Below are 23,402 nucleotides of genomic sequence, written 5' to 3' on the forward strand. Positions count from 1 at the left end.
AGGCAAAGATTAATAATTTAAACGAATCACACTTGTAAGGATGTAAACCATCATGAAAAAATCCAATTGATTTGATTGTTTTCTATTAGTGATAGTTTGGAAAAAAATACTTTTGGAGAATATCCCGTTAATGATTTAAAATCTTTTGCCATATGCGATTGATCAAAATAATCAGCCAGATAGGCGATATCTATGAGTTGTTCTTTACTTGCGTTTTTTGTAAACATTTTTATGGCACTTCTAAACCGCTCGATTTTTATAAATTGACTGGGATTGGTCCCAATATGTAGTAAAAATTGTTTGTGTAAAGTTGTTCTTGAGATTTCAAAACGTTCTGATAATGCTGCAATGCTAATTTTGGATGTGTTTTCGTTTGCAATTTTCTCTATGGCTTCATGCAAAAAAGAATGTTTAAAATCATTGTATTTTGAAACTAAATAGTTTTCCAGAAATTCAATTTTAGCAGCATCTTCTTTAATTTTAAAAACCTCATTTATTGTAGAAGTATAATCTTCAAAAGGATTAAATTCTGAAATAGTATTTATTATAAAATTAGACAATGATTCCTCTAAAAAAAAATTAATTCCAAGCGGTTTAAAGTAAATAGTGATTTCATTGGTTGAACCTTTGTAAGTGGTTGAACCTTGTTTTTGATTATCAATTATTAAAATCGATTTTATTTCTTCATTTGGATGATTTTCAATAGTTACATCATTTTCATCAATGCTTATTTTAGCGTTTTGACATAAAGTAACATAAACGGTGTTTGAAGGAAACCCAAAATAGGTTATGTCTTCATCATTATTATTTCTTTGTAATGAATAAAAACATTCGATATGATTTTGTAAAATATCGCTTTTAGGTTTGTAAATTTTTATTTTCAAATTATTTTAGGTTAAATTTTACGATGCTGTGCGCAACAATGACCATTAACTATTTAAGTGACGAATTTAGTATTTTATAAACTCTCAACTCAAAACTTCAAACATAGCTTTGGCTTTCAACAGACATTCTTCATATTCCTGTTCGGGATTGGATTGCGAAGTGATGGCGCTTCCGACTGAAAACGATAGGTACTTTTCCTTGGCATTATATAGAATACTTCGGATAACGACATTGAAATCGAAATCATTATTGGGTGTAAAATAGCCTACCGCACCGCTGTATAAGCCTCGTTTTGATTCTTCGAGTTCTTCAATAATCTTCATGGCTGAAATCTTTGGTGCTCCAGTCATGCTTCCCATTGGAAAAGTGGTACGTAGAATTTCTACTGGAGAAATTGTGTTTTCCACAGTGGAAACAACTGTTGAAATCATTTGATGAACTTGATCGAAAGTATAAATACCACACAATTCTTCAACTTCAACTGAACCTTTAATTGCTGTATGCGATAAATCATTGCGGACCAAATCAACAATCATGATGTTTTCGGAACGTTCTTTTGGGTTTTGCTCTAATTCTTTTTTTGAATTATTGTCTAACGTTTCGTCTGAAAAACGCTTGGCTGTTCCTTTTATCGGTTGCGAAATAATTTTATATCCTTCTTTTCTTAGATAGCGTTCCGGAGAAGCGCAAAGTAAATACTGTTCCTTATTTTTGAAGAATATTGCAAATGGTGGTTTGGAAATTGCATTTAGCTTTTGATAGATTTCGATGGGTTCAACAGTAGCATTTTCGGCATAAAATTCCATGCAAAAGTTAGCTTCATAAATATCTCCACGATGAATATATTCGAGCATTTTGTTTACTTTTGAAAGATAACTTTCTTTTGAAATGCGTTGTTTAATTGATAATTGATAATTGATAATTGACAATTTACAATTATTCTCTATACCGATTAAATCAGATTCTATTTCATCATCACATAAGCGCAAATACTGAACTTCTAACTGATTTCCTTTTAGCAGAAACAGCTTCTTTGGCTGAAAGAAAAATAAATCGGGAAAATACAAACCGTCAAAGTTATTGGAATACAATTCTTCTATATCATTTTTTACATCATAGGACAAATAACCAAACAGCCAATCTTTAGTTTGTTGCTGGTATTGTTTTAAATCTTCAAAAGCATTGTGATAATCTGTTTTCACAGAAGTAAAAGCATCGACAGCCAATACACAGTCAAAACTGGATTGCTGTTGATGATAATTGTTTGAATCTAAAAAAACCACTTCCCTAAACTGTTGTGACCAATGTAATAATTGGTTTTTGAATAGCTCAGGATTGTTGATTTTTTTCGAAATTATAGTTCTCAATGAGATGATTTTTATAGCACTCAAAATTACAATAAAATAATTGGTCGTTAGAATTGAATAAGCTGAAATTTTTGGCATGCTTTTTAGTAAGCACAAAACAACATTTAACAAGAAATTCATTTTAGCTATTGATAGAAAACTACACTCACTTTTTGAAATTGAAATTGTAACTATTATTAACTATTTAAAATGAATTTAAAATGAAAAAAAGAACAAAACTTGGTTTGACATTGCTCCTTTTTGGATTTGCCTTTGCGTGTAAACAAGCTGAAGCAACAGACAATACTGCTGAAGTATCGGCTGACACTACAGCGGTTGAAAAAACAATCTCTTCTGATGCAGCCGTTGAGAAAAAAGAAAGTAATCGGAAATTTGTACGAACTGCCGATTTAAAATTCAAAGTCAAAAATGTTGCCAAATCAACCTATGCTATTGAAAATATAGTGGCTAAAAATGGTGGTTTTGTAACCTTCACCGATTTGAAAAGCAACATCAATGAAAAATCGGAAACAAAAATTAGTCAAGACAGTACACTCGAAACTACCCGATTTACTGTTGACAATACCATCACCCTTCGTGTCCCAAACACCCAATTAGATACCGTTTTAAAATCGATGGTGAAAGAAGTTGCCTTTCTAGACAGTCGATTGATAAAAGCTGATGATGTCGCCTTGCAATTATTATCTAATAAAATGGCGCAAAAAAGATTGGCTTCTCACCAAAAAAGACTGGAAAAAGGGATTGATACCAAAGGCAAAAAACTAAATGACATTAACAATGCCGAAGATAAAGTACTAGGCCGCGCAACCGAAAACGATGAAACCGTTCTGCAGAATCTTAGTTTAGAAGATCAGGTAAATTATAGTACGGTGACTTTGTATTTGTACCAAAGAGAAAGCGTTTTACAGGAAATTGTAGCCAATGAAAAAAGTATTAATGCCTACCGACCACATATTGGATTACAAATTTGGGATAGTTTGAAAACAGGTTGGTTTATGTTTGAGGCTATTATTGCATTTATCGTTCAGTTGTGGGCATTTATTTTATTAATTGTTTTTGGAATAGTAGCTTACAGAAAGTTTGTCAAAAAATAACTGTTACTAAATTGATATTGAAATAAATACCATTGGTGCAAACCTTTGGTATTTTTTATTTAAATTTGGTATACTAACCAAAAATGTAAACTATTATGAAAATCGCTACTATTGTTATTCGAGTATTGATAGGACTTTTTCTCCTATTTGCATCCATCAGTTATTTTTTGCATCTAATGCCTGAACCTGTTACTACTGGAGATTTTAAAGCATTCCAATTGGGATTAGTGGCTTCAACTTACTTAATGCCTTTGGCAAAAGCGGTTGAGTTACTTTGTGGTTTATCTTATGTAGCTGGTAAATATGTTACCCTAGCAAACATTGTTATTTTGCCTGTTACGCTAAATATTTTATTAATCAATTATTTTATGTCACCAGAAACGCTTCCAATTGCTGCAGTATTATTTTTGGCAAACTTATTTTTGATTTATCGTTATTGGCATAATTATAAAACGGTTTTTACTCCATAAAAAAATGCCTCTCAAAATTGAGAGGCATTTTTTATTCTATCTAAGTGAAATGGCTTAAGCTAAATCGAATCTATCTAAATTCATCACCTTATTCCAGGCTGCAACAAAATCATTGACGAATTTCTCTTTAGCATCTTCACAAGCATAAACCTCAGCAAGAGCGCGTAATTCTGAGTTTGAACCAAAGATTAAATCAACGCGTGTTCCTGTCCATTTTACTTCGCCTGTTTTACGGTTACGCCCTTCAAATGTGTCTTGTTTATCTGAAGTAGCACTCCATTTAGTGCCTAAATCCATACCATTGATAAAGAAATCATTGGTAAGTGTTTCTGGATTCTTAGTAAAAACACCATTTTGAGAGTGATTAAAGTTTGTGTTTAACACCCGCATACCACCAACAAGCACTGTCATTTCGGGTGCTGTTAATGTTAACAATTGTGCTTTATCTAAAAGCAATTCTTCTGCTTTTGCAAAAGGATTTGATTTTACATAATTACGGAAACCATCGGCTTTAGGCTCAAGTACTGCAAATGATTCTACATCAGTTTGTTCTTGAGATGCATCGGTGCGACCTGGTTTAAAAGGGACTTTCACATTATGTCCTGCATTTTTTGCGGCCTGTTCAATAGCTGCACAGCCACCTAAAACAATTAAATCAGCCATAGAAACCGGTTTACCAAAATCTTTTTGAATTCCCTCAAGAGTTTCCAATACTTTGGCTAATTGAGTCGGATTATTTACTTCCCAGTTTTTTTGTGGAGCCAAACGAATACGTCCGCCATTAGCCCCACCACGTTTGTCAGAACCTCGGAATGTTGATGCTGATGCCCAGGCAGTAGAAACCAACTGAGAGACAGTTAACCCAGAAGCAAGTATTTTAGCTTTAAGCGCTGCAATATCATTTTCATCAATTAGTTTGTGTGTAACGGCAGGAACAGGATCTTGCCAAATCAATTCTTCTGATGGAACTTCTGAACCAAGATATAGATTACGTGGACCCATGTCGCGGTGCGTTAACTTGAACCATGCTCTGGCAAAAGCATCTGCAAACTCAGCTGGATTTTCATGGAAATGTTTAGAAATTGGAGCATAAATTGGATCCATCTTTAAAGCCATATCGGCAGTAGTCATCATTAGTGCTTGCGTGTTGGAAGGATTTCCAGCTGCAGGTGCTTTTCGAGCATTGGATGCTGCTGTTGGTGTCCATTGATTGGCTCCGGCAGGGCTTTTTGTTAATTCCCATTCGTATCCTAACAGTACTTCAAAATAGTCGTTATCCCATTTCGTTGGATTAGGTGTCCATGCACCTTCTATTCCACTAGTGATTGTATCATCTCCATGACCTGTTCCAAAAGTATTTCTCCAACCTTGACTTTGTTCTTCAATACCGGCTGCTGCAGGTTCTCTTCCAACATATTTTGCTGGATCAGCAGCTCCGTGAGCTTTTCCAAAAGTGTGTCCACCTGCAACTAATGCTACTGTTTCGTAGTCATTCATTGCCATACGTCCAAAAGTCTCGCGAATGTCTATTGCCGATTTAAGTGGGTCAGGATTTCCGTTTGGTCCTTCTGGGTTTACATAAATTAGCCCCATTTGCACAGCACCAAGTGGATTTTCTAATTCACGATTACCGGTATACCGTTTGTCGCCTAACCATTCTGTTTCAGAACCCCAATAAATATCTTGTTCAGGTTCCCATACATCTTCACGTCCTCCACCAAAACCAAAGGTTTCAAAACCCATTGATTCTAGAGCACAATTTCCGGCAAGTATCATCAAATCAGCCCAAGAGAGTTTTTTTCCGTATTTCTGTTTGATAGGCCAAAGTAGCAAACGTGCTTTATCTAGGTTACCATTATCCGGCCAGCTGTTAAGGGGTGCAAAACGTTGTGTTCCTGAACCTGCGCCACCACGACCATCTTGAATTCTGTAAGTTCCTGCACTGTGCCATGCCATTCTGATAAAGAATGGTCCGTAATGACCATAATCAGCAGGCCACCAATCTTGCGAATCGGTCATAAGGTTGTAAAGGTCATTTTTAACCGCAGTTAGGTCTAATTTTTTAAACTCATCAGCGTAATTAAAATCTTCTCCCATCGGATTAGAAAGTGAAGAGTTTTGACGCAAGATATTTATGTTCAACATATTTGGCCACCAATCTCTGTTAGATGTACCATTTCCTGCGCTTTGTTTTAGGGTTCCGCTTGTAAACGGACATTTTCCCTGAGCATCATTATTTCCCATACTGTATTATTTATATTGGTATAAAATTACATTTTTTATGAACCAAAACTAATGATAACTGTCATCTTTTGCGATAGTTTTTAATTATATATTACTATTTGTAAATTGTCAAAACTTATTTAGAAAAGAGAGCCAAATTGAATAAAATATTTCTTTCAATTTGAGAATTCTGCACCTCCACATAACATTCCCTTCTTTCTATCAAATCTTTTATATATTTGTTTTCACTAGAACCAAAAACTAACCGTATGCGATTTTCCAATTTATTCCGAAAAAAAACAGTACAAGACATCCTAAATCAAGTTGCTAAAAATGAAGCTGACGGACATCAGGCTTTAGGCAAGCATTTAACAGCGCGTGATTTAACTGCATTTGGTATTGCTGCAATTATTGGAGCCGGAATATTTAGTACCATTGGAAAAGCCAGTGCTGATGGTGGTCCTGGTGTGATTTTCTTATTCATTTTTACAGCCATTGCTTGTAGTTTTGCAGCCTTTGCTTATGCAGAATTTGCTTCAATGGTACCGGTTTCAGGTAGTGCTTATACTTATTCTTATGTAGCTTTTGGTGAAATAGTCGCTTGGATTATTGGCTGGGCGCTTATTATGGAATATGCTATTGGAAATATTACTGTTGCAATTTCCTGGAGTGATTACTTTACCGGCTTACTCGAAAGTGGTGGCATTCATCTTCCCCAATGGGTTCAGATGGATTACCTTACTGCTTCAAATGGTTATAAAGATGCAACGGCTTTAATGCACAGCGGTAAGTCATTTGGTAATTTATCTGAAGGATTACAAGCTGCTTACTCTGCATGGATAACCTCTCCAACGCTTGGTTCTTTTCATTTTGTTGCTGATTTACCAGCTCTATTCATCATTATTGTAATTACTTATTTAGTTTATCGCGGTATGAAAGAGTCGCGTAACGCCAGTAATTTAATGGTTGTAATAAAACTTTGTGTTATTTTATTGGTTATTGCTGTTGGTGTTTTTTATGTTGATACCGCCAACTGGCATCCATTTACACCCAATGGTGTTGGTGGAATATTGAAAGGTGTATCAGCTGTATTCTTTGCCTATATTGGTTTTGACGCTATATCTACTACTGCAGAAGAGTGTAAAGATCCGCAGCGTGATTTACCCAAAGGGATGATGTGGGCGATTATAATTTGTACCGTTTTGTATGTCGTTATAGCTTTGGTATTAACCGGTATGGTAAATTATGCCGATTTGAATGTGGGTGATCCACTAGCATTTGTATTTGATAAATTGAATTTGAAATGGATGTCGGGTATTATTGCGGTGAGTGCTGTTGTTGCAATGGCGAGTGTTCTCTTAGTCTTCCAAATGGGTCAACCACGTATCTGGATGAGTATGAGCCGTGACGGATTATTACCAAAACGCTTCTCTAAAGTGCATCCTAAATACCACACACCCTCTTATGCGACTATAGTAACAGGTTTTGTGGTTGCTATTCCGGCCTTATTTTTAAATTTAACTATGGTTACTGATTTGTGCAGTATTGGAACCTTATTTGCTTTTGTATTGGTTTGTGCAGGAGTTTTGGTATTACAAAATAAACCTGACATCCCAAGAGGGAAATTTAAAACACCTTATGTTAATTCAAAATATGTGTTTCCTTTATTGATACTAATTGGTATATCGATAGCTTTTACAGTAAACAAACAATCCACTATGGATTTCTTAACGAATGAAAAACAAATCAATGCTCCGGCAGATATTGTGACTTCATTGAGCAAGGAAGACAGTAAGAAAGTTTATGATTATTTGGCAACCTTAAAGAAAGATGTAAATACTGTTGATGTTGAAAAACTACTGAGTGAATTCAGTCAAAATGAAAGCACCTACAAACAGGTAGTAGATGATATGCCAATTGATAATTCGTTAAAATACGAAAGCGGTTTTAGTTTGTTTAAACATAAAATCCCGATGTGGATATTTCTGATATCTTTACTATGCTTTGCGGTTTGGTCATGGAAGCAGAATCTTTCCTTGATACCATTACTCGGATTAGTATGCTGTTTGTATATGATGGCCGAGTTAAGTATTTGGAATTGGATTTATTTTACTTGTTGGTTACTGATTGGGCTTACTATCTATTTTGGATTTAGTCATAAAAACAGTAAACTGAATCAGAAATAAGCTTAAAACAAAAAATCCCGAGCTGTCGGGATTTTTTGTTTTATTGTTTGAGAATTCGTTTTGTTTCGTTGCCGACCTCTGTTTCCACTGTTATGAAATACGCTCCCTTGGCTAATGAACTTACATCAAGAACTGTGGTATTTTCAAAAGTTAGAATTGTTTGTCCCAAAACATTATTGATAGTTGTTTTGATGATTGGTTCATTATTGAAAACTTCAATGTTTATTATATCCGAAGTTGGATTGGGATAAATTGTAAATAAATTGTTTTCAGTAGTTGCAATTCCTAATGTACAATTCTGCGTTACCTGAACTGTAGCAGGTACTATACTGGCATAATAGCCTAATTCTATTCCATCCACACAAAGTAATGCTAGTTGTGGATTATTGGAAATATTCGCTCTCGAATAAATAATATTTCCGGTTTCTTCACCATTTTGATCTAACTCATAATACCATTCAAAATCATTCAGACCATTTTTTATATCCAAATGAATTAGATTGGGATTATTGGTGATATTTGAATAAGTTACATTGAATGGAATCCTTAATTCGGTTAGATTGGTATATTCACATCCCAAATAACCATAAGGAGGATCTGGTGATTGCGAGCCTACGTAGACATTATCAAGATTAACATATGTCAACGGATTATGGGACAAAATTAAGTCTCCATATATTTCGAGATGATGAAAAGGCAATGAAGTCAGGTTATTATACGACAAATCAAGCAGGCTTAATTGTTCATCTTCTTTAAGCACAATAGTATTTAGCTGATTATGAGAACAGTTTGCATACATCATTTGATCGCCCATGTCAAGAAACACATAAAAATTTGGCAAAAGTAAAGAAGTCAGATTGTTATAACTGCAATCTAAAAAATCCATCCTATTTTCAATATCCTGACAGTTTAAGTTTGATAATAAATTATGGGAACAATCCAACCGTCTTAAAAATATAAGGTTATTTACATTAAGTGATGTCATTGAATTATTTTTACAAAAAAGCTGCCTTAAATTAGAAAACGAATCTATCCCGGTCAATGAACTGATAGCAGCATTCTCAACATAAAGCATTTGCACCAAAAGAGCTTCATTAACTTCAATTTCCCCATTACTATTGGCATCAATTTTCATTGGGAGAAAATAGGACGAAGAACTTGATGCAATTTGATTGGTGGTATCAGCTTCCAAAAGCTTTGCTTTAAAATTCGCATCGGGGATAGTAACAATCTGTGCATGTATTGTTACACTCAAAAAAATCAATAACCCTAAATAATCTTTCATTTTCTTATAGTTTAATTATCCTTTGGGTTTTCCTACCAGATAAAGTTTCGACTGTAATAAAATAAGTTCCTTTGGTTAATGAGCTTATATCAATAGTTGAAGCGTTTTCAAAAGTCATTATAGTTTGTCCTAATACATTGGTAATACTTGCCTTATTTATAACTTGATTATTAGAAACTTCTATGTTTACTATACCCGAAGTTGGGTTGGGATAAATGGTAACTACCGCTTTATTAAAATCATCAACTGACATATTCACTGAAACTAGAATATCACAATTACTACCATTATAAACTAAAACATTACCACTGGTATTGTAATTGGTCAATGCCAATTGATTTTGTTCTCCATCATCGGTACAGATTGAAACTAACAGTGGGTTGTTATGTATTCTAAATGCAAAAAAAAGCAAATCGGGATCGCTAAAAGAAAAGACACCATTTCTAACATTTATTGTTTGCAAATTAGGGCAATCAGTTGCAATTAATTGAGAAGTCCCAGATTGAGAACAATCGATATTGGTAACTAATGTATTAGAAACCGAAAGTAATCTTAATCCCATAAGACCATTTACATTTATAGTAGTCAATGGATTGCCCGAACAGTATAACGTTTCTAATGAAGTTAGGGTTGACTGCAAATTAACTGAGCTAATATTATTGGCACTAAAATCTAAATATCTAAGCAATGTTAATCCAGTTAAATCCAAACTATTTAAGTTATTGTTGGCGCTAAGAAATTCTATAATACCCAGATTAGCTGTATTGATAATACTGCTTAGTTGGTTGTTACTACAAAAAGCATATTTTAAAGCAGTAAGTCCATTAAAATCAAGAGAAGTAATACTATTATTTTCACACCATAACCATTGAAGGTTTGTCAATCCAGACAAGTTAAGTGCGCTCATAGTATTATTATAACAATATAACTTTATCAAATTATTTAAACCAGTAACATTCAATGAGCTTAATGTACCGTTATTGGCTTGTAGAAACTGAAGATTAATCAACGCAGTCAAATTTAAATCCGTTATGGAATTGCTACTACAATCCAAATAGGTAAGGTTTGTAAAATACTGTATACCATCCATCGAAGAAATATTATTAGTTGCAATGGAATTTGTAGAAACATTTAGCTGTGCTACATTCAATGCTTCAGTAACCTGAATTTCATTGTCATTATTGATATCAATCTTTATATTGGTTCCGCTAGAATTTTTAGCAATGGCGTTTGAAACATTCGAGGCCAATAATAAAGTTTTAAAATTTACATCAGGAATAGTAACAATCTGCCCTATAGCTCCCAAACTAAAGAATAAGAACAAGAAAGAAAAGTAGTTGTTTTTCATAATCAGTTTATTAAGAGGATTTAAAGGTACTGAATAAACCTGAATTGTAACTTATCAATTACAAAAATACACCACAAAAAAATCCGTTAAAGAACGTTGGGATTTTTTTGTTCCTCCAAAACAAAAAATCCGTTACAGAGAACTCTATAACGGATTTTCTACACAATCTGGTTTGTTTCTTATTACCCTCTTTTGCTTTAAACAGTCAGTAGCTGTACTTCTTATTTTAATTTATTGGTTTTTACCAACTGCAAAAGGATAAATATCTTCTTTACGGCAACATAAGTTACGCTCAGATTTGCATATAATTAAGGATTGCTTTTACTGTTAAAGTTTCCCCTTGTTGAACATTGTATTAAATTGTTCATTCAAAACAACTTCTTCTAATATTCTATGTTAAAGTTATTAAATTAAATTCAATTATTATTGATTTTCAATTAATTAACACAAAAAAAAGATGTATTTTCAGTTCTTGTATTCTATTACTTATTAATAAAAAATAAAACTAAAATTTATCTTATAAGTTTAAGTTCCCAAATTCCTTCTTACACTTTTTCATATTTGATGTGGAATTTAAATACTACAATTATGTAACTGTCATGTAAACATTAAAATCAATAATTGTGCGGCGACTATTCTCAAAATCATTGTTAGTGGATACACTGTGGCATAGGTTGCTGAGGGAATATCACTACCAGAAATTTTTAAAGCAAAAGCCAACGCAGGCGGATCAGTAGAAGCACCGGCTAAAAGACCACATACTTCAAAATAACTTTTTTTGAAAAAGCGTTGAGCAATAACACCTACCAATAGTAAAGGAATCACCGTAATCAAAATACCAAATCCTATCCAAATAAACCCGTTTCCTCCAGCAAAAGCTTCGGCTAATTTAGAGCCGCTACTCAAACCTACACTGGCTAAGAACAAGGTAATCCCCAATTCCCTTATCATCAAATTGGCACTGGCAGTAGTGTAATTATTCAGATACAACTTGTTTCCAAACCGGCTTAAAAGTAAGGCCACGATTAATGGGCCGCCTGCCAATCCAATTTTAACAGGAACTGGGATATTAGGGATTTGAAAGGGTATGCTCCCAAAGATAACACCAATTACAATTCCCATAAATATAGGTCCCAAATCAGGCACTTCCAATCGTTTTAATGAGTTTCCTAAAACGTCTGTTATGCGTTCTAATCCTTCTTTAGTACCTACGACTTTAATTGTATCACCTAATTGAAGTGTAATGTTACCATTAGGAACCATTTCTATACCGGCACGGTGCAAGCGAGTGAAGGTAAAATCGTGTTGGTTCATCTCTGGTATATCACCAAGACGTTTATGAGTGATGTTTTTATTGGTAACCACTACCCTATTGGACACTAAATTACTATCCATGGCAGCTTTTAAATCCATATCGCTTTCAGGGCCAATTAGCACATGTAATTTTTCAAATAAATTCTTTGGAGCAACGACAAGCAACACATCGTTTTTTGCCAGTATTTCGGTTGGGGTTGGAGTTATTATAATGCCATTGTGAAACATCCTTGATATAATAATTGGTGTATCAATCATTTCAAAAATAGTATGAATTGACTTCCCTATTAATTGTTGGTTTTCTAATTTCAAATGTTTAGAAATTACCTTGTCTTCTCTTGCATTATTGGCTTCCTCATGCTTTATTATTTCTTCTTTTATGTTTATTCTAAAAACTCTTTTCAGAACAATCATGGATATAATAATACCAAAAACCCCAAACGGATATGCTACTGCATAAGCCAATGTTACCATAGAATTATCAGCAGCCAAATGATGTAAATTAGTTATGGTTGTTTGTGCAGCTCCTAGTCCAGGAGTATTCGTAACCGCACCACTCATAACACCAGTCATTATTGATATGGTATTTCCGGAGAGAAAAAAAAGGGCTAAAGTTGTTAAGACACCAAGTAGTACAACAAATGTGGCTAACACATTCGAAACAAGTGCATTTCTATTGAGTGAAGCAAAAAAACCAGGTCCGACTTGAAGTCCGAGCGTATAAACAAATAATACCAGACCAAATTCTTTTAAAAAATCTTGTAATTCATGGTTAATTGTGACTCCCATAAAGGAAAACAATAACCCTACAAAAAGTACCCATGTAACACCGAGAGAAATACCGAATATTTTTATTTTGCCAAACCAAATTCCCAATGCAATAACTAATCCGAATATGATAATAGTTTGCGCGAAAGACTCATGAGTGAGTAAATCTTTTATCCAGTTCATTTTGTTTTTGTTTTATAAAATACCTTGGGTAATTTAGTAAAATTTCCCAAGGTATTTTTATTTTGAGCCAATTATAAATGAGGTCCGGCAGAGATTAATCTTTTGCCTTCTTCGGTATTAGTATATTGCTCGAAGTTTTTATTGTAAAGTGCTGTTAAGTCTTTTGCTTTTTTCTCCCAATCTGCAACCTCTTTATATGAAGTTCTTGGATCAAGAATATCATCTACATTTGCTAATTTTTTAGGAGCAGTAAGGTTTAAGAAAGGTACTTTTATCGTTTCCGCATTTTCGATACTTCCGTCAATAATAGCATCGATTATCGCACGAGTATTTTTTAAAGAAATACGTTTACCAGTTCCATTCCACCCTGTGTTTACAAGATATGCTTTAGCATTGTGTTCTTTCATTTTGGCAACCAAAGTTTTAGAATACATCGTTGGGTGTAAAGTTAGGAATGCTTCACCAAAAGCGGGTGAGAATGATGGCTGAGGCTCTGTTATACCTCTTTCAGTTCCGGCAAGTTTTGAAGTAAATCCACACAAGAAATGATATTGCGCTTGATCTTCATCTAAGATAGAAACCGGAGGCAATACACCAAATGCATCGGCAGATAAATAAATAATTTTACTGGCATGTCCTGCTTTAGAAGGCAAAACAATTTTGTTGATATGATATATCGGATAAGAAACTCTAGAATTTTCAGTGATAGAATGGTCAAAATAATTGATTTCGCCATATTCATCCACAATCACATTTTCTAACAAAGCATCTCTTTTAATCGCTCTCCAAATATCGGGTTCTTGGGCTTCAGTCAAATCAATAACTTTAGCATAACAGCCACCTTCGTAATTAAAGACGCCGTTGTTATCCCAGCCATGCTCATCATCTCCAATCAAATATCGTTTTGGGTCAGCAGACAAAGTTGTTTTTCCTGTTCCAGATAAACCAAAGAAGATGGCAACATCGCCTTTTTCACCAACATTGGCAGAACAGTGCATTGATGCCATACCTTTTAATGGTAAATAATAATTCATCATAGAGAACATTCCTTTTTTCATTTCTCCGCCATACCATGTTCCGCCAATGATTTGGATTTTTTCTGTTAAATTAAATAATACAAAGTTTTCAGAATTTAAGCCTTGTTCTTTCCAATCCGGATTGGTACATTTTGAACCATTCATAACCACAAAGTCGGGTTTGCCAAATGTTTCCAATTCATAAATAGAAGGTCTGATAAACATATTAGTTACAAAGTGAGCTTGCCAGGCAACTTCCATAACGAAACGCACTTTTAATCTGGTATCTGCATTGGTACCGCAAAAGGCATCTACAACATATAATTTTGGAGAAGTTGAAAGTTGGTCTAAGACTTTTGCTTTCAAATCGTCCCAAACTTCAATTGTTGTTGGAAAATTTACTTTGTCATCCCAGTAAATAGTATCTTTAGTAATATCATCTTTAACAATGTATCTGTCTTTAGGAGAACGTCCTGTAAAAATTCCTGTTTTAACTGCTACTGCACCAGTATCTGTTAAAGCCCCTTTTTCGTATCCTTTTCTTTTATGAGAAACTTCGGCCTGAAATAATTCTTCATAAGAAGGATTATAGGAAACTTCATGATATCCTGTAATTCCCAATTCGTGTAATTCCTGAATGATTCTAATGTTTTTCATCGTAATTATTTTTTGTTATAAATTTTGCTCATACGTAAGTATATAACTTACAGGTCAAAGTTCCTATTTAAAGTCATAAAAAAAACTGACAATTGTCATGAAAAAAATAAATCTACGAAAACGTTTTCATTGAATAGCAAGGGATACAGCGTTTTAGTGTTATAGCTTACTGTATAAATGAATGCAAAAAAAAAGTATAAAAAAGTTCTTTTTTAAATAGATTGACTTTAAAATTAATTGTTTAAAATGACAACTAAAAAACGTCAGCTAAACCACAAATCGATTTCCTTTTTAAAAAAACAATCTGCAAAACGATATACCAAAAAACATTTGTAATTTTGTGACACAAAAAATAAAACACAAATCATAAATATAAACTTATGAGTTCATTTGACGTAGTCATTATAGGTTCTGGTCCGGGCGGATATGTTTCGGCAATTCGTTGTGCCCAATTAGGTTTCAAAACCGCTATTATTGAAAAATATTCCACGCTCGGTGGCACTTGCCTTAATGTAGGTTGTATTCCATCAAAAGCATTATTAGCTTCTTCACATCATTATGAAGAGCTACAACATTTTGCAGATCATGGAATTGAAGTTTCTGGCGAAGTAAAGGTAAATCTTGAAAAAATGATTGCACGCAAACAAGCGGTTGTTGATCAAACTTCGGGCGGTGTGAAATTCCTAATGGATAAAAATAAAATTACCGTTTTTGAAGGATTGGGATCTTTTGTTGATGCTACTCACGTTGCCATTGCAAAAGCTGATGGAACATCAGAAACCATCGAAGGTAAAAATATAATCATTGCTACAGGTTCAAAACCATCTTCTTTGCCTTTTATCAAATTAGATAAAGAAAGAATTATAACTTCAACAGAAGCCTTAAAATTACCTGAAGTTCCAAAACATTTAATCATTATTGGTGGCGGTGTTATCGGAATTGAATTAGGGCAAGTGTACTTACGATTAGGCGCACAAGTTTCTGTTGTTGAGTATTTGGACAGAATTATTCCGGGAATGGATGCTGGTTTGTCTAAAGAATTAACTAAAGTGTTGAAAAAACAAGGCATGAAATTCTACACTTCTCATAAAGTGAAATCAGTAGACAGAAAAGGCAAAAACATAAGCGTTCAAGCCGATGATGCCAAAGGAAATACGGTAACATTTGATGGAGATTATTGCTTAGTAGCAGTTGGCCGTCGACCTTATACGGATGGTTTAAATGCTGATAAAGCCGGAGTAAAAGTTACTGACCGAGGTATGATTGAAGTTAATGATCATTTGAAAACGAATGTTCCTTCTATTTATGCGATTGGCGATGTAGTTCGCGGAGCCATGTTAGCTCACAAAGCCGAAGAAGAAGGAACGATGGTTGCGGAAATCATCGCCGGACAAAAACCACATATCGATTATAATTTAATTCCGGGTGTTGTATACACTTGGCCTGAAGTTGCTGCTGTTGGTAAAACCGAAGAGCAGTTAAAAGAAGCTGGTGTTGCCTACAAAGCGGGAAGTTTTCCTTTCAAAGCATTAGGAAGAGCAAGAGCTGGTGGTGATTTAGATGGATTTGTTAAGATATTAGCAGATGCTAAAACCGATGAAGTTTTAGGTGTTCACATGATTGGTGCCCGTTGTGCCGATTTGATTGCTGAGGCTGTAACGGCAATGGAATTTAGAGCCTCTGCCGAAGATATATCTAGAATGTCTCATGCCCATCCAACCTTTGCGGAAGCAATTAAGGAAGCAGCGTTGGCAGCTACTGACAATAGGGCTTTACACGTTTAAAAATTTGCCACAGATTACACGGATTAAACAGATTAGCACTGATTTATTTAAGAGTCTAATTGAAATCCGTTTTAATCCGTGTAATCTGTGGCAAAAAACTTTAGGTTTTTAACATAAAAAGAAAAGTCCTGATTTTTCGGGACTTTTTTATGCTTTATAATATTTCTTCTTAAGCCAAAAGGCAACATTGACCAGAGTAATAAGCGCTGGTACTTCTACCAAAGGGCCTATGACTCCCGCAAAAGCTTGTCCGCTATTGATTCCGAAAACGCCTATTGAAACGGCTATAGCTAATTCAAAATTATTTCCAGAAGCCGTGAAGGATAAAGCTGCAGCATCTCGATAAGTGGCTCCAATTTTTTTGGATACAAAAAACATCAAGAAAAACATGATCGCAAAAAAGATAACTAATGGAATAGCAATTCGGATTACATCCATAGGTAAATCGACAATCATGGCACCTTTTAAACTAAACATTACAACAATCGTAAATAAAAGTGCAATCAATGTTATAGGTGAAACAAACGGAATGAACTTTTGGTTAAACCATTTATCGCCAATAAATCTTTTAATTAGAAATCTGCTAATGACAGCAAAAGCAAAAGGAATTCCTAAATAAATGCCCACTGTTTTTGCAATTTCAGCTATAGTAATATTTAATTCTAATCCTTTGAAACCAAATAATGGCAACATAATTTTCAAATAAAAATAAGCATACAAACTAAAAAAGAAAACCTGCAATAAACTATTAATTCCAATTAAACCTGCTGTTAGTTCTCTATTCCCTTCGGCTAATTCGTTCCAAACAATCACCATAGCAATACAAGGTGCAATGCCAATAATAATTAAGCCTGTCATGTATTCTGGATAATCTTTAAGGAAAATAGTCGCTAGTAAAAACATCAAAAAAGGCCCGACTATCCATGTAATAAAAAAAGATGCGGATAAGAGTTTAGGCTGCTTGAACATTTTAGGAACTTGAGAAAAATCAATTTTGGTTAATGGCGGATACATCATTAGAATCAAACCAATAGCTAAAGGAATATTGGTAGTTCCTGATGAAAATGAATTGATATAATTTGCAGAACTTGGAATAAAATATCCGATTCCAACTCCAACTAACATCGCCAAAAAAATCCAAAGCATTAAAAATCGGTCTAAGAATCCTAATCTTTTTTTCATAGTTTATTTCTTTATCTGAGAAAACACAAAATACATTTCACTTGCTATTTGTAAACTGCGCTCTACGTATTTTTCGTTCATTAAACTAGTTCCGTCAAATGCTTTTGGATCATCGTATTTTATTGGAAATCGGGCTTCAGCACCCAAAACCATTGGGCAACCTTCATCAGCATTATTGCATGTCATTATTGCACCAAATTTGCTTTTTGGATTAAAATCATCAAAATACGTTTTAGAAAAACAAATAATTGGATATTGATTGTCATCGAATTTGACTGCATAAACTGGGTTTGTACCTTCACTTAATGACTGAATTTGAAAACCTTGATTTGCCAGAATTTCTCCAACTTTGGGAAACATAGCCGTTGCTTCAGTTCCACCCGAATAACAAAATACATTTTTAATTCCGAAGTGAAATGCCATCGTTTGTGCCCAAATTTGAGACAAATGACTTCTTCTTGAATTATGAGTGCAAATGAAATTTAGTCTGATTTCCTTATTATTATTGATTTTATCCTGAATAAAATCGATTAAAGGTTTTAGCACTGTTTTGCGTTCTTCTGAAAGTGGAATAAGAGCACTATTTTCAAGGTTTTTTTGAAGTATTGAATACATATCTATTTCTTTTTATAAGAACAAAAAATAAAATTTTGAACGGTGTTAAAAGGAGTTTGATGGTCTTGGGTAAAAGAGGTGTTTAATTCAAAATCGGTATTGAATAAATCATTAAACTTGGCTTCAGAATATTGTGTGATATTTAATCCACTACATTTCAATGGTCCGTTTTCAGAAAAAGCACCGATAAATAAATACCCATTTTTAGTTATGGAATTAGCTACCAATTTTTGATATGTAGCAATTTCTTCTTCATTAGTTAAAAAATGAAAACTGGCTCTATCGTGCCAAACATCGAATTTTACTTTTGGTTTAAAATCCAAAACATCGGAAACTATAAACGTTACGGAGGAAGCTTTATTTCCAAGTCTTGTTTTGATTCTTTGTATAGCATTTTCTGAAATATCCAAAAGATATAAATTGGTATACCCAAGCTTTAAAAGCGAATCAATCAAATAACTATCACCACCACCAATATCGATAATCCGTGCGTCTTTTGGAATTTGATTATTACTAAAGAAATTTATTGAAGTTTCCGGCATTTGTTGGTACCAACTTACTTCTTTTTCATGCTTGGTTGCAAATACATTTTCCCAATGTTCTTTTCTACCTTTTTCCATATTAACAACAACTTGAATCCGGACTACAACATGCAGCTTTCTCTTTCCATTCTCCTATTCTAGCTTTGATTTTTTCAGCTGGAATTCCGCAATTGTCTTTGGCTAAACAGTCGGTTTGTTTTGAAGTTAAAAGGAAAGTCGTTCCATTAAAACCAAGGCTGAATTTACCAATAGTATCTTTCATTTGATATTCGACTTCAATTTCTAAATCGGGTATTTTCAAAACTTTTTCTGAAAGTTCAATTATATGAACCAATTTTTCCGGATGCAAACGATGATCAAAGTCATTAGCTTCCCACAATTGAAAGTTAGCGACTTCTTCATTACGAATAGTTCCGCCACAATCGATAAAATTTTTAGTCACTTTACCCACTTCGGTTACGTGAAAATGATTGGGTACTAATTCACCGTTAGGCAATTGAAAAGCTATGGTAGTTAGAGCATTCAATTCTTTTTTAATTTCTGATAGTTTCATGATTAGATTTTTAGATTGTTAGACTTCTTAGATTGTTAGAAAGAAAATCTTATTCTTATTTCACTTCCCTTTTCCCTAGTATTTAACAGCATTTATTCTTTAGTTTATGGCGAATCATTCCAAAATGATTTTCAATTTTATCAATGGTATCAGGATTTATGCAATAGCAAATAGCTGTTCCTTCAATTGTCCCTTTAATGATATTCGCATTTTTTAATTCTTTTAAATGTTGTGAAATTGTGGGTTGTGCCAACGGTAATTCGTTAACAATATCGCCACAAATACAACTATCAACCGACAATAAATAATCGACAATTGCAATTCTGGCCGGATGCGACAAAGCTTTAAATAACGTTGCCATTCCGTTATACTCTTCTGAAAACGATTCTGATTTAGATGCTCCCATAAAATTAATTTAATTAATATATTGCAATATTACAATAAACAAATAATATAAATCAAATAAATTCTATTAAAATTAGTAATGTTATTAATTTATCAAAAAAATTAGTATCACAATTACCTAAAATATTTTTACTACTTTTGACACTCAAAAAAAATATTATTATGGCTTCAATAACATTAGGAGGAAATCCAATAAACACAAGTGGTGAATTACCAAAAGTAGGTTCAAAAGCACCTGATTTTCAATTAGTAAAAACAGATTTAGGAGTTGCAACTTTAGCGGATTTTGCCGGAAGCAAATTGGTGTTAAATATATTTCCGAGTATTGATACTGGAACTTGTGCTACTTCTGTAAGAACTTTTAATGCCGATGCCAGTAAATTAGAAAATACTAAAGTGTTGTGTATTTCAAGAGATTTGCCGTTTGCTCAAAATCGCTTTTGTGGTGCTGAAGGCCTAGAAAACGTTATTAATTTATCCGATTTTAAAACAGGAAGTTTTGGAAAAGAGTACGGATTAGAAATTGTAGATAGCGTATTGTCAGGTTTACACTCAAGAGTAGTTATTATTTTGGACGAGAACGGAGTAGTAAAATATACTGAACAAGTTCCGGAAATAGCTAACGAACCAAATTATGAATCAGCTTTAGCTGCTCTTTAGTATTTTTAAAATGGAATTCGAAAAAGACAACTCTTTTTTCACAGGTAGATTAAAAAGTATTGGTTATGCTATTAAAGGCGCTTATAAACTCATCACAACTGAACATAGCGTTATGGTTCAGTTTTCAATAGCCATTATGCTAATTATTGCTGGATTTATTTTTCATATTTCAAGAGAAGAATGGATGTTGCAAACTTTAGCTTTTGGTTTAGTGTTGGGTATTGAAAGTCTGAATACAGCTGTCGAAAAAATGGCCGACTTTATTCATCCAGAATTTCATGACAGAATTGGTTTTATAAAAGACATTGCGGCAGGAGCTGTAATGTTTGCAGCAACTGCTGCCATTGCAGTAGGATTATTAATTTATGTTCCTAAATTTCTATAATCTTTCGATTAAATTTCTATTTTTATAGCATGTATAACTAACCAATGGCAAAAACAGTAAAAAAAGAATCTAAGGAAAAAGATCCCCAATCGGATATTAAAATTTTAAAGACTAAAAAGCAATATCGAATGCTTTTTGGGTTTCTTTTGGTTTTATTGTCAATTGGTTTTTTGGTTTCCTTCATTTCCTTCTTTGTTACGGGACAGGCCGATCAAAGTGCTGTTGATTCGATTACCGATAGAACTGTTCTTGTAGAAAACTGGCTGGGTAAATTTGGGGCTTATATAGCCGATTTATTCATCTATCGTGGCTTTGGCGTTGCTTCCTTCCTATTTGTGAAGTTGTGTTTTTTGAGCGGTGCCTTTTTACTACTAGACTTACCCATCCGAAAACTCAAAAACACTTGGTTTTGGGATTTGTTTGCGATTATAATTTTATCGATAGCATTTGGCTTTTTTGCGACTAGTATTCCCGAATTAGGAGGTACAATAGGCTATGAACTCAATCAATTTATTCAAGATTACATTGGTAAAGTCGGGACATTACTTGCAATTGTCTTTGCGATTGTTATCTATTTAATTTTCAAAATAAAAATCTCTCCAGATGCTATTAAAACTTTCTTTGAAGGGAAACATAAGGACATCAAAGATGATTTAAACGGATTAGTTTCTTCAAATAGTGGAACAGATTACAACTTAGAGGAATTTGCTGTTGATGAAGAAACCGAAGAACTAGCAGAACCAACCATAAAAACTTCTCAATTTGAAATTAACAAAGAAGCTTTAAAACCAACTATCGAAAATGCTTCAGAAATAAATTTAGAGCCAACAATAAAAATGGTTGTAACGCCTACTCCACAACCTCAGATTATTGAAACTAAAGACGAAGCTTTTGTAATTGAAAAAGCTACAGATGAAGATGTAATCGAAGAAAATTTGGCAGCCAAATTAGTAGCTGACTTTGGCGAATTTGATCCTACATTAGAATTATCAAACTACAAATTTCCCACAATTGATTTGCTAAAAGAATACACTTCTGTTGGCATTACCATCAATCAGGAAGAATTAGAAGAGAACAAAAACCGAATTGTAGAAACTTTAAAAAACTACAAAATAGATATTGCTCAAATCAAAGCTACAGTTGGACCATCAGTTACATTATATGAAATTGTACCGGAAGCCGGTATTCGTATTTCCAAAATCAAAAGCTTAGAAGACGATATTGCATTATCTCTGGCAGCATTAGGCATTCGTATCATTGCTCCAATTCCGGGAAAAGGAACAATTGGTATTGAAGTACCAAACAAGAATCCAACGATGGTTCCAATGAAAACTGTGATTTCTTCAGCTAAATTTCAGGAAGCTGAAATGGAATTACCAATTGCTTTAGGAAAAACTATTTCCAACGAAACTTTTGTAGTTGATTTGGCAAAAATGCCTCACCTTTTGATGGCTGGAGCTACAGGACAAGGAAAGTCTGTTGGATTAAATGCGGTATTGACTTCATTATTATACAAAAAGCATCCAGCCGAAGTTAAGTTTGTTTTAGTTGACCCGAAGAAAGTAGAACTAACGCTTTTCAATAAAATAGAACGTCATTATTTGGCAAAATTACCTGATGATAGTGATGCTATCATTACTGACAACACCAAAGTAATTCATACCTTAAATTCGTTATGTATTGAAATGGACAACCGTTATTCGCTCTTGAAAGACGCAATGGTTCGTAACATTAAAGAATATAACGACAAGTTCAAAGCCCGTAAATTAAATCCTGAAAACGGACATCGTTTTCTGCCTTATATTGTTTTGGTGGTTGATGAGTTTGCCGATTTAATTATGACTGCCGGTAAAGAAGTGGAAACGCCAATTGCTCGTTTGGCCCAGTTGGCTCGTGCCATCGGAATTCATTTAATCATTGCCACACAACGTCCATCGGTGAATGTAATTACAGGACTTATCAAAGCGAATTTCCCGGCACGTATCGCTTTTAGAGTTACTTCTAAGATAGATTCAAGAACGATTTTAGATACACAAGGAGCTGACCAATTAATAGGGCGAGGCGATTTACTTTATTCAAACGGAAATGATTTAGTGCGTGTTCAATGTGCTTTTGTAGACACACCAGAAGTCGAAAGAATTGTAGATTATATTGGTTCCCAAAAAGCCTATGCCAGTGCTTATTTATTACCTGAATATGTTGGTGAAGAAGGCAGTAGTATAAATTTAGAATTTGACATATCCGAAAGAGATAGCTTGTTTAGAGATGCTGCCGAAATAATTGTAACCGCGCAGCAAGGTTCGGCATCATTATTGCAAAGGAAGCTGAAATTGGGTTACAACCGCGCAGGACGATTGATTGATCAGTTAGAAGCCGCCGGTATTGTAGGTCAGTTTGAAGGAAGCAAAGCAAGAAGTGTTAATATTACTGATTTAGCTTCATTAGACCAATTCTTTAATAATGAACAAAACAATGATTAA

General features: G+C 34.0%; 19 protein-coding genes. 7 read left to right on the forward strand and 12 right to left on the reverse strand.

Translation table 11 applies throughout. The features are described 5' to 3' along the window. Positions 1–50: 50 nt before the first annotated feature. A complete protein-coding gene (locus QWY90_RS09790; RefSeq protein ID WP_290285731.1) occupies positions 51–884 on the reverse strand; it encodes a helix-turn-helix domain-containing protein in 834 nt (277 codons plus the stop codon). A gap of 84 nt (positions 885–968) precedes the next feature. Further along, positions 969–2,252, reverse strand: coding sequence for an anthranilate synthase component I family protein (locus tag QWY90_RS09795; RefSeq protein ID WP_500683695.1), 1,284 nt, complete (start codon positions 2,250–2,252; stop codon positions 969–971). A 200-nt stretch (positions 2,253–2,452) separates the two neighbouring features. On the opposite strand from QWY90_RS09795, the gene QWY90_RS09800 reads away from it, so the two are divergent. Together QWY90_RS09800 and QWY90_RS09805 are read left to right on the forward strand one after the other, a co-directional pair. Continuing rightward, entirely contained in the window at positions 2,453–3,346 is an 894-nt protein-coding gene (locus QWY90_RS09800; RefSeq protein ID WP_290285733.1) for a DUF4349 domain-containing protein, read from the forward strand. Positions 3,347–3,441: 95 nt separating this feature from the next. Further along, on the forward strand, positions 3,442–3,816 hold the full coding sequence (locus tag QWY90_RS09805; protein ID WP_290285734.1) for a DoxX family protein: 375 nt from the start codon (positions 3,442–3,444) through the stop codon (positions 3,814–3,816). Positions 3,817–3,870: 54 nt separating this feature from the next. On the opposite strand, the gene katG is transcribed toward QWY90_RS09805, so the two are convergent. After that, positions 3,871–6,060: a catalase/peroxidase HPI gene (gene katG / locus QWY90_RS09810; RefSeq protein ID WP_290285735.1), complete on the reverse strand. Its 2,190-nt coding sequence runs from the start codon at positions 6,058–6,060 to the stop codon at positions 3,871–3,873. A 248-nt stretch (positions 6,061–6,308) separates the two neighbouring features. Between katG and QWY90_RS09815 the strand changes: the two genes are divergently transcribed. Continuing rightward, positions 6,309–8,225, forward strand: a complete 1,917-nt coding sequence (locus QWY90_RS09815) for an amino acid permease (RefSeq protein WP_290285736.1) — start codon at positions 6,309–6,311, stop codon at positions 8,223–8,225. 40 nt (positions 8,226–8,265) lie between these two features. Here QWY90_RS09815 and QWY90_RS09820 read toward each other — a convergent pair whose 3' ends face one another. From QWY90_RS09820 to pckA, 4 genes are all read right to left on the reverse strand, one after another. Next, entirely contained in the window at positions 8,266–9,510 is a 1,245-nt protein-coding gene (locus QWY90_RS09820) for a T9SS type A sorting domain-containing protein (RefSeq protein ID WP_290285737.1), read from the reverse strand. 4 nt (positions 9,511–9,514) lie between these two features. Continuing rightward, positions 9,515–10,858, reverse strand: a complete 1,344-nt coding sequence (locus QWY90_RS09825; protein ID WP_290285738.1) for a leucine-rich repeat domain-containing protein — start codon at positions 10,856–10,858, stop codon at positions 9,515–9,517. Positions 10,859–11,455: 597 nt separating this feature from the next. Beyond that, positions 11,456–13,123, reverse strand: a complete 1,668-nt coding sequence (locus tag QWY90_RS09830; protein WP_290285739.1) for a putative transporter — start codon at positions 13,121–13,123, stop codon at positions 11,456–11,458. 71 nt (positions 13,124–13,194) lie between these two features. Further along, positions 13,195–14,796: a phosphoenolpyruvate carboxykinase (ATP) gene (pckA, locus tag QWY90_RS09835; protein WP_290285740.1), complete on the reverse strand. Its 1,602-nt coding sequence runs from the start codon at positions 14,794–14,796 to the stop codon at positions 13,195–13,197. Positions 14,797–15,176: 380 nt separating this feature from the next. Here pckA and lpdA point away from each other — a divergent pair, with 380 nt between their 5' ends. After that, positions 15,177–16,580, forward strand: coding sequence for a dihydrolipoyl dehydrogenase (gene lpdA / locus QWY90_RS09840; protein ID WP_290285741.1), 1,404 nt, complete (start codon positions 15,177–15,179; stop codon positions 16,578–16,580). 147 nt (positions 16,581–16,727) lie between these two features. Here lpdA and arsB read toward each other — a convergent pair whose 3' ends face one another. The 5 genes from arsB to QWY90_RS09865 all read right to left on the reverse strand — a co-directional run bounded on the left by arsB (position 16,728) and on the right by QWY90_RS09865 (position 19,878). Then, positions 16,728–17,762 carry an ACR3 family arsenite efflux transporter gene (gene arsB / locus QWY90_RS09845; RefSeq protein ID WP_290285742.1) on the reverse strand — a complete coding sequence of 345 codons (1,035 nt, stop codon included), beginning with the start codon at positions 17,760–17,762 and terminating at the stop codon, positions 16,728–16,730. Between the two features lie 3 nt (positions 17,763–17,765). Next, a complete protein-coding gene (locus tag QWY90_RS09850) occupies positions 17,766–18,377 on the reverse strand; it encodes an arsenate-mycothiol transferase ArsC (protein WP_290285743.1) in 612 nt (203 codons plus the stop codon). Between the two features lie 2 nt (positions 18,378–18,379). Further along, positions 18,380–18,997, reverse strand: coding sequence for a class I SAM-dependent methyltransferase (locus tag QWY90_RS09855; RefSeq protein ID WP_290285744.1), 618 nt, complete (start codon positions 18,995–18,997; stop codon positions 18,380–18,382). A gap of 1 nt (position 18,998) precedes the next feature. Continuing rightward, positions 18,999–19,472, reverse strand: a complete 474-nt coding sequence (locus tag QWY90_RS09860) for a DUF6428 family protein (RefSeq protein ID WP_290285745.1) — start codon at positions 19,470–19,472, stop codon at positions 18,999–19,001. Positions 19,473–19,554: 82 nt separating this feature from the next. Then, positions 19,555–19,878 (reverse strand): ArsR/SmtB family transcription factor, encoded by a 324-nt coding sequence (locus tag QWY90_RS09865; protein ID WP_290285746.1) that lies wholly within the window; start codon positions 19,876–19,878, stop codon positions 19,555–19,557. A gap of 161 nt (positions 19,879–20,039) precedes the next feature. Between QWY90_RS09865 and tpx the strand changes: the two genes are divergently transcribed. Genes tpx through QWY90_RS09880 form a run of 3 tightly spaced genes read left to right on the forward strand, consistent with a single transcriptional unit; the run spans position 20,040 to position 23,402 of the window. Continuing rightward, positions 20,040–20,537, forward strand: coding sequence for a thiol peroxidase (tpx, locus tag QWY90_RS09870; protein ID WP_290285747.1), 498 nt, complete (start codon positions 20,040–20,042; stop codon positions 20,535–20,537). Between the two features lie 10 nt (positions 20,538–20,547). Next, entirely contained in the window at positions 20,548–20,922 is a 375-nt protein-coding gene (locus QWY90_RS09875; protein ID WP_290285748.1) for a diacylglycerol kinase family protein, read from the forward strand. Between the two features lie 44 nt (positions 20,923–20,966). Further along, positions 20,967–23,402: a DNA translocase FtsK gene (locus QWY90_RS09880; protein ID WP_290285749.1), complete on the forward strand. Its 2,436-nt coding sequence runs from the start codon at positions 20,967–20,969 to the stop codon at positions 23,400–23,402.

Source organism: Flavobacterium paronense, from assembly GCF_030409795.1.
Lineage (GTDB): Bacteria > Bacteroidota > Bacteroidia > Flavobacteriales > Flavobacteriaceae > Flavobacterium > Flavobacterium paronense.

What these genes read in the sequence shown, in the direction of transcription:
- QWY90_RS09800 (WP_290285733.1), top strand. Translation starts at nt 2,453, where the DNA reads ATGAAAAAAAGAACAAAACTTGGTTTGACATTGCTCCTTTTTGGATTT.
- QWY90_RS09805 (WP_290285734.1), top strand. Translation starts at nt 3,442, where the DNA reads ATGAAAATCGCTACTATTGTTATTCGAGTATTGATAGGACTTTTTCTC.
- katG (WP_290285735.1), bottom strand. Translation starts at nt 6,060, where the DNA reads ATGGGAAATAATGATGCTCAGGGAAAATGTCCGTTTACAAGCGGAACC.
- QWY90_RS09815 (WP_290285736.1), top strand. Translation starts at nt 6,309, where the DNA reads ATGCGATTTTCCAATTTATTCCGAAAAAAAACAGTACAAGACATCCTA.
- QWY90_RS09820 (WP_290285737.1), bottom strand. Translation starts at nt 9,510, where the DNA reads ATGAAAGATTATTTAGGGTTATTGATTTTTTTGAGTGTAACAATACAT.
- QWY90_RS09825 (WP_290285738.1), bottom strand. Translation starts at nt 10,858, where the DNA reads ATGAAAAACAACTACTTTTCTTTCTTGTTCTTATTCTTTAGTTTGGGA.
- QWY90_RS09830 (WP_290285739.1), bottom strand. Translation starts at nt 13,123, where the DNA reads ATGAACTGGATAAAAGATTTACTCACTCATGAGTCTTTCGCGCAAACT.
- pckA (WP_290285740.1), bottom strand. Translation starts at nt 14,796, where the DNA reads ATGAAAAACATTAGAATCATTCAGGAATTACACGAATTGGGAATTACA.
- lpdA (WP_290285741.1), top strand. Translation starts at nt 15,177, where the DNA reads ATGAGTTCATTTGACGTAGTCATTATAGGTTCTGGTCCGGGCGGATAT.
- arsB (WP_290285742.1), bottom strand. Translation starts at nt 17,762, where the DNA reads ATGAAAAAAAGATTAGGATTCTTAGACCGATTTTTAATGCTTTGGATT.
- QWY90_RS09850 (WP_290285743.1), bottom strand. Translation starts at nt 18,377, where the DNA reads ATGTATTCAATACTTCAAAAAAACCTTGAAAATAGTGCTCTTATTCCA.
- QWY90_RS09855 (WP_290285744.1), bottom strand. Translation starts at nt 18,997, where the DNA reads ATGGAAAAAGGTAGAAAAGAACATTGGGAAAATGTATTTGCAACCAAG.
- QWY90_RS09860 (WP_290285745.1), bottom strand. Translation starts at nt 19,472, where the DNA reads ATGAAACTATCAGAAATTAAAAAAGAATTGAATGCTCTAACTACCATA.
- QWY90_RS09865 (WP_290285746.1), bottom strand. Translation starts at nt 19,878, where the DNA reads ATGGGAGCATCTAAATCAGAATCGTTTTCAGAAGAGTATAACGGAATG.
- tpx (WP_290285747.1), top strand. Translation starts at nt 20,040, where the DNA reads ATGGCTTCAATAACATTAGGAGGAAATCCAATAAACACAAGTGGTGAA.
- QWY90_RS09875 (WP_290285748.1), top strand. Translation starts at nt 20,548, where the DNA reads ATGGAATTCGAAAAAGACAACTCTTTTTTCACAGGTAGATTAAAAAGT.
- QWY90_RS09880 (WP_290285749.1), top strand. Translation starts at nt 20,967, where the DNA reads ATGGCAAAAACAGTAAAAAAAGAATCTAAGGAAAAAGATCCCCAATCG.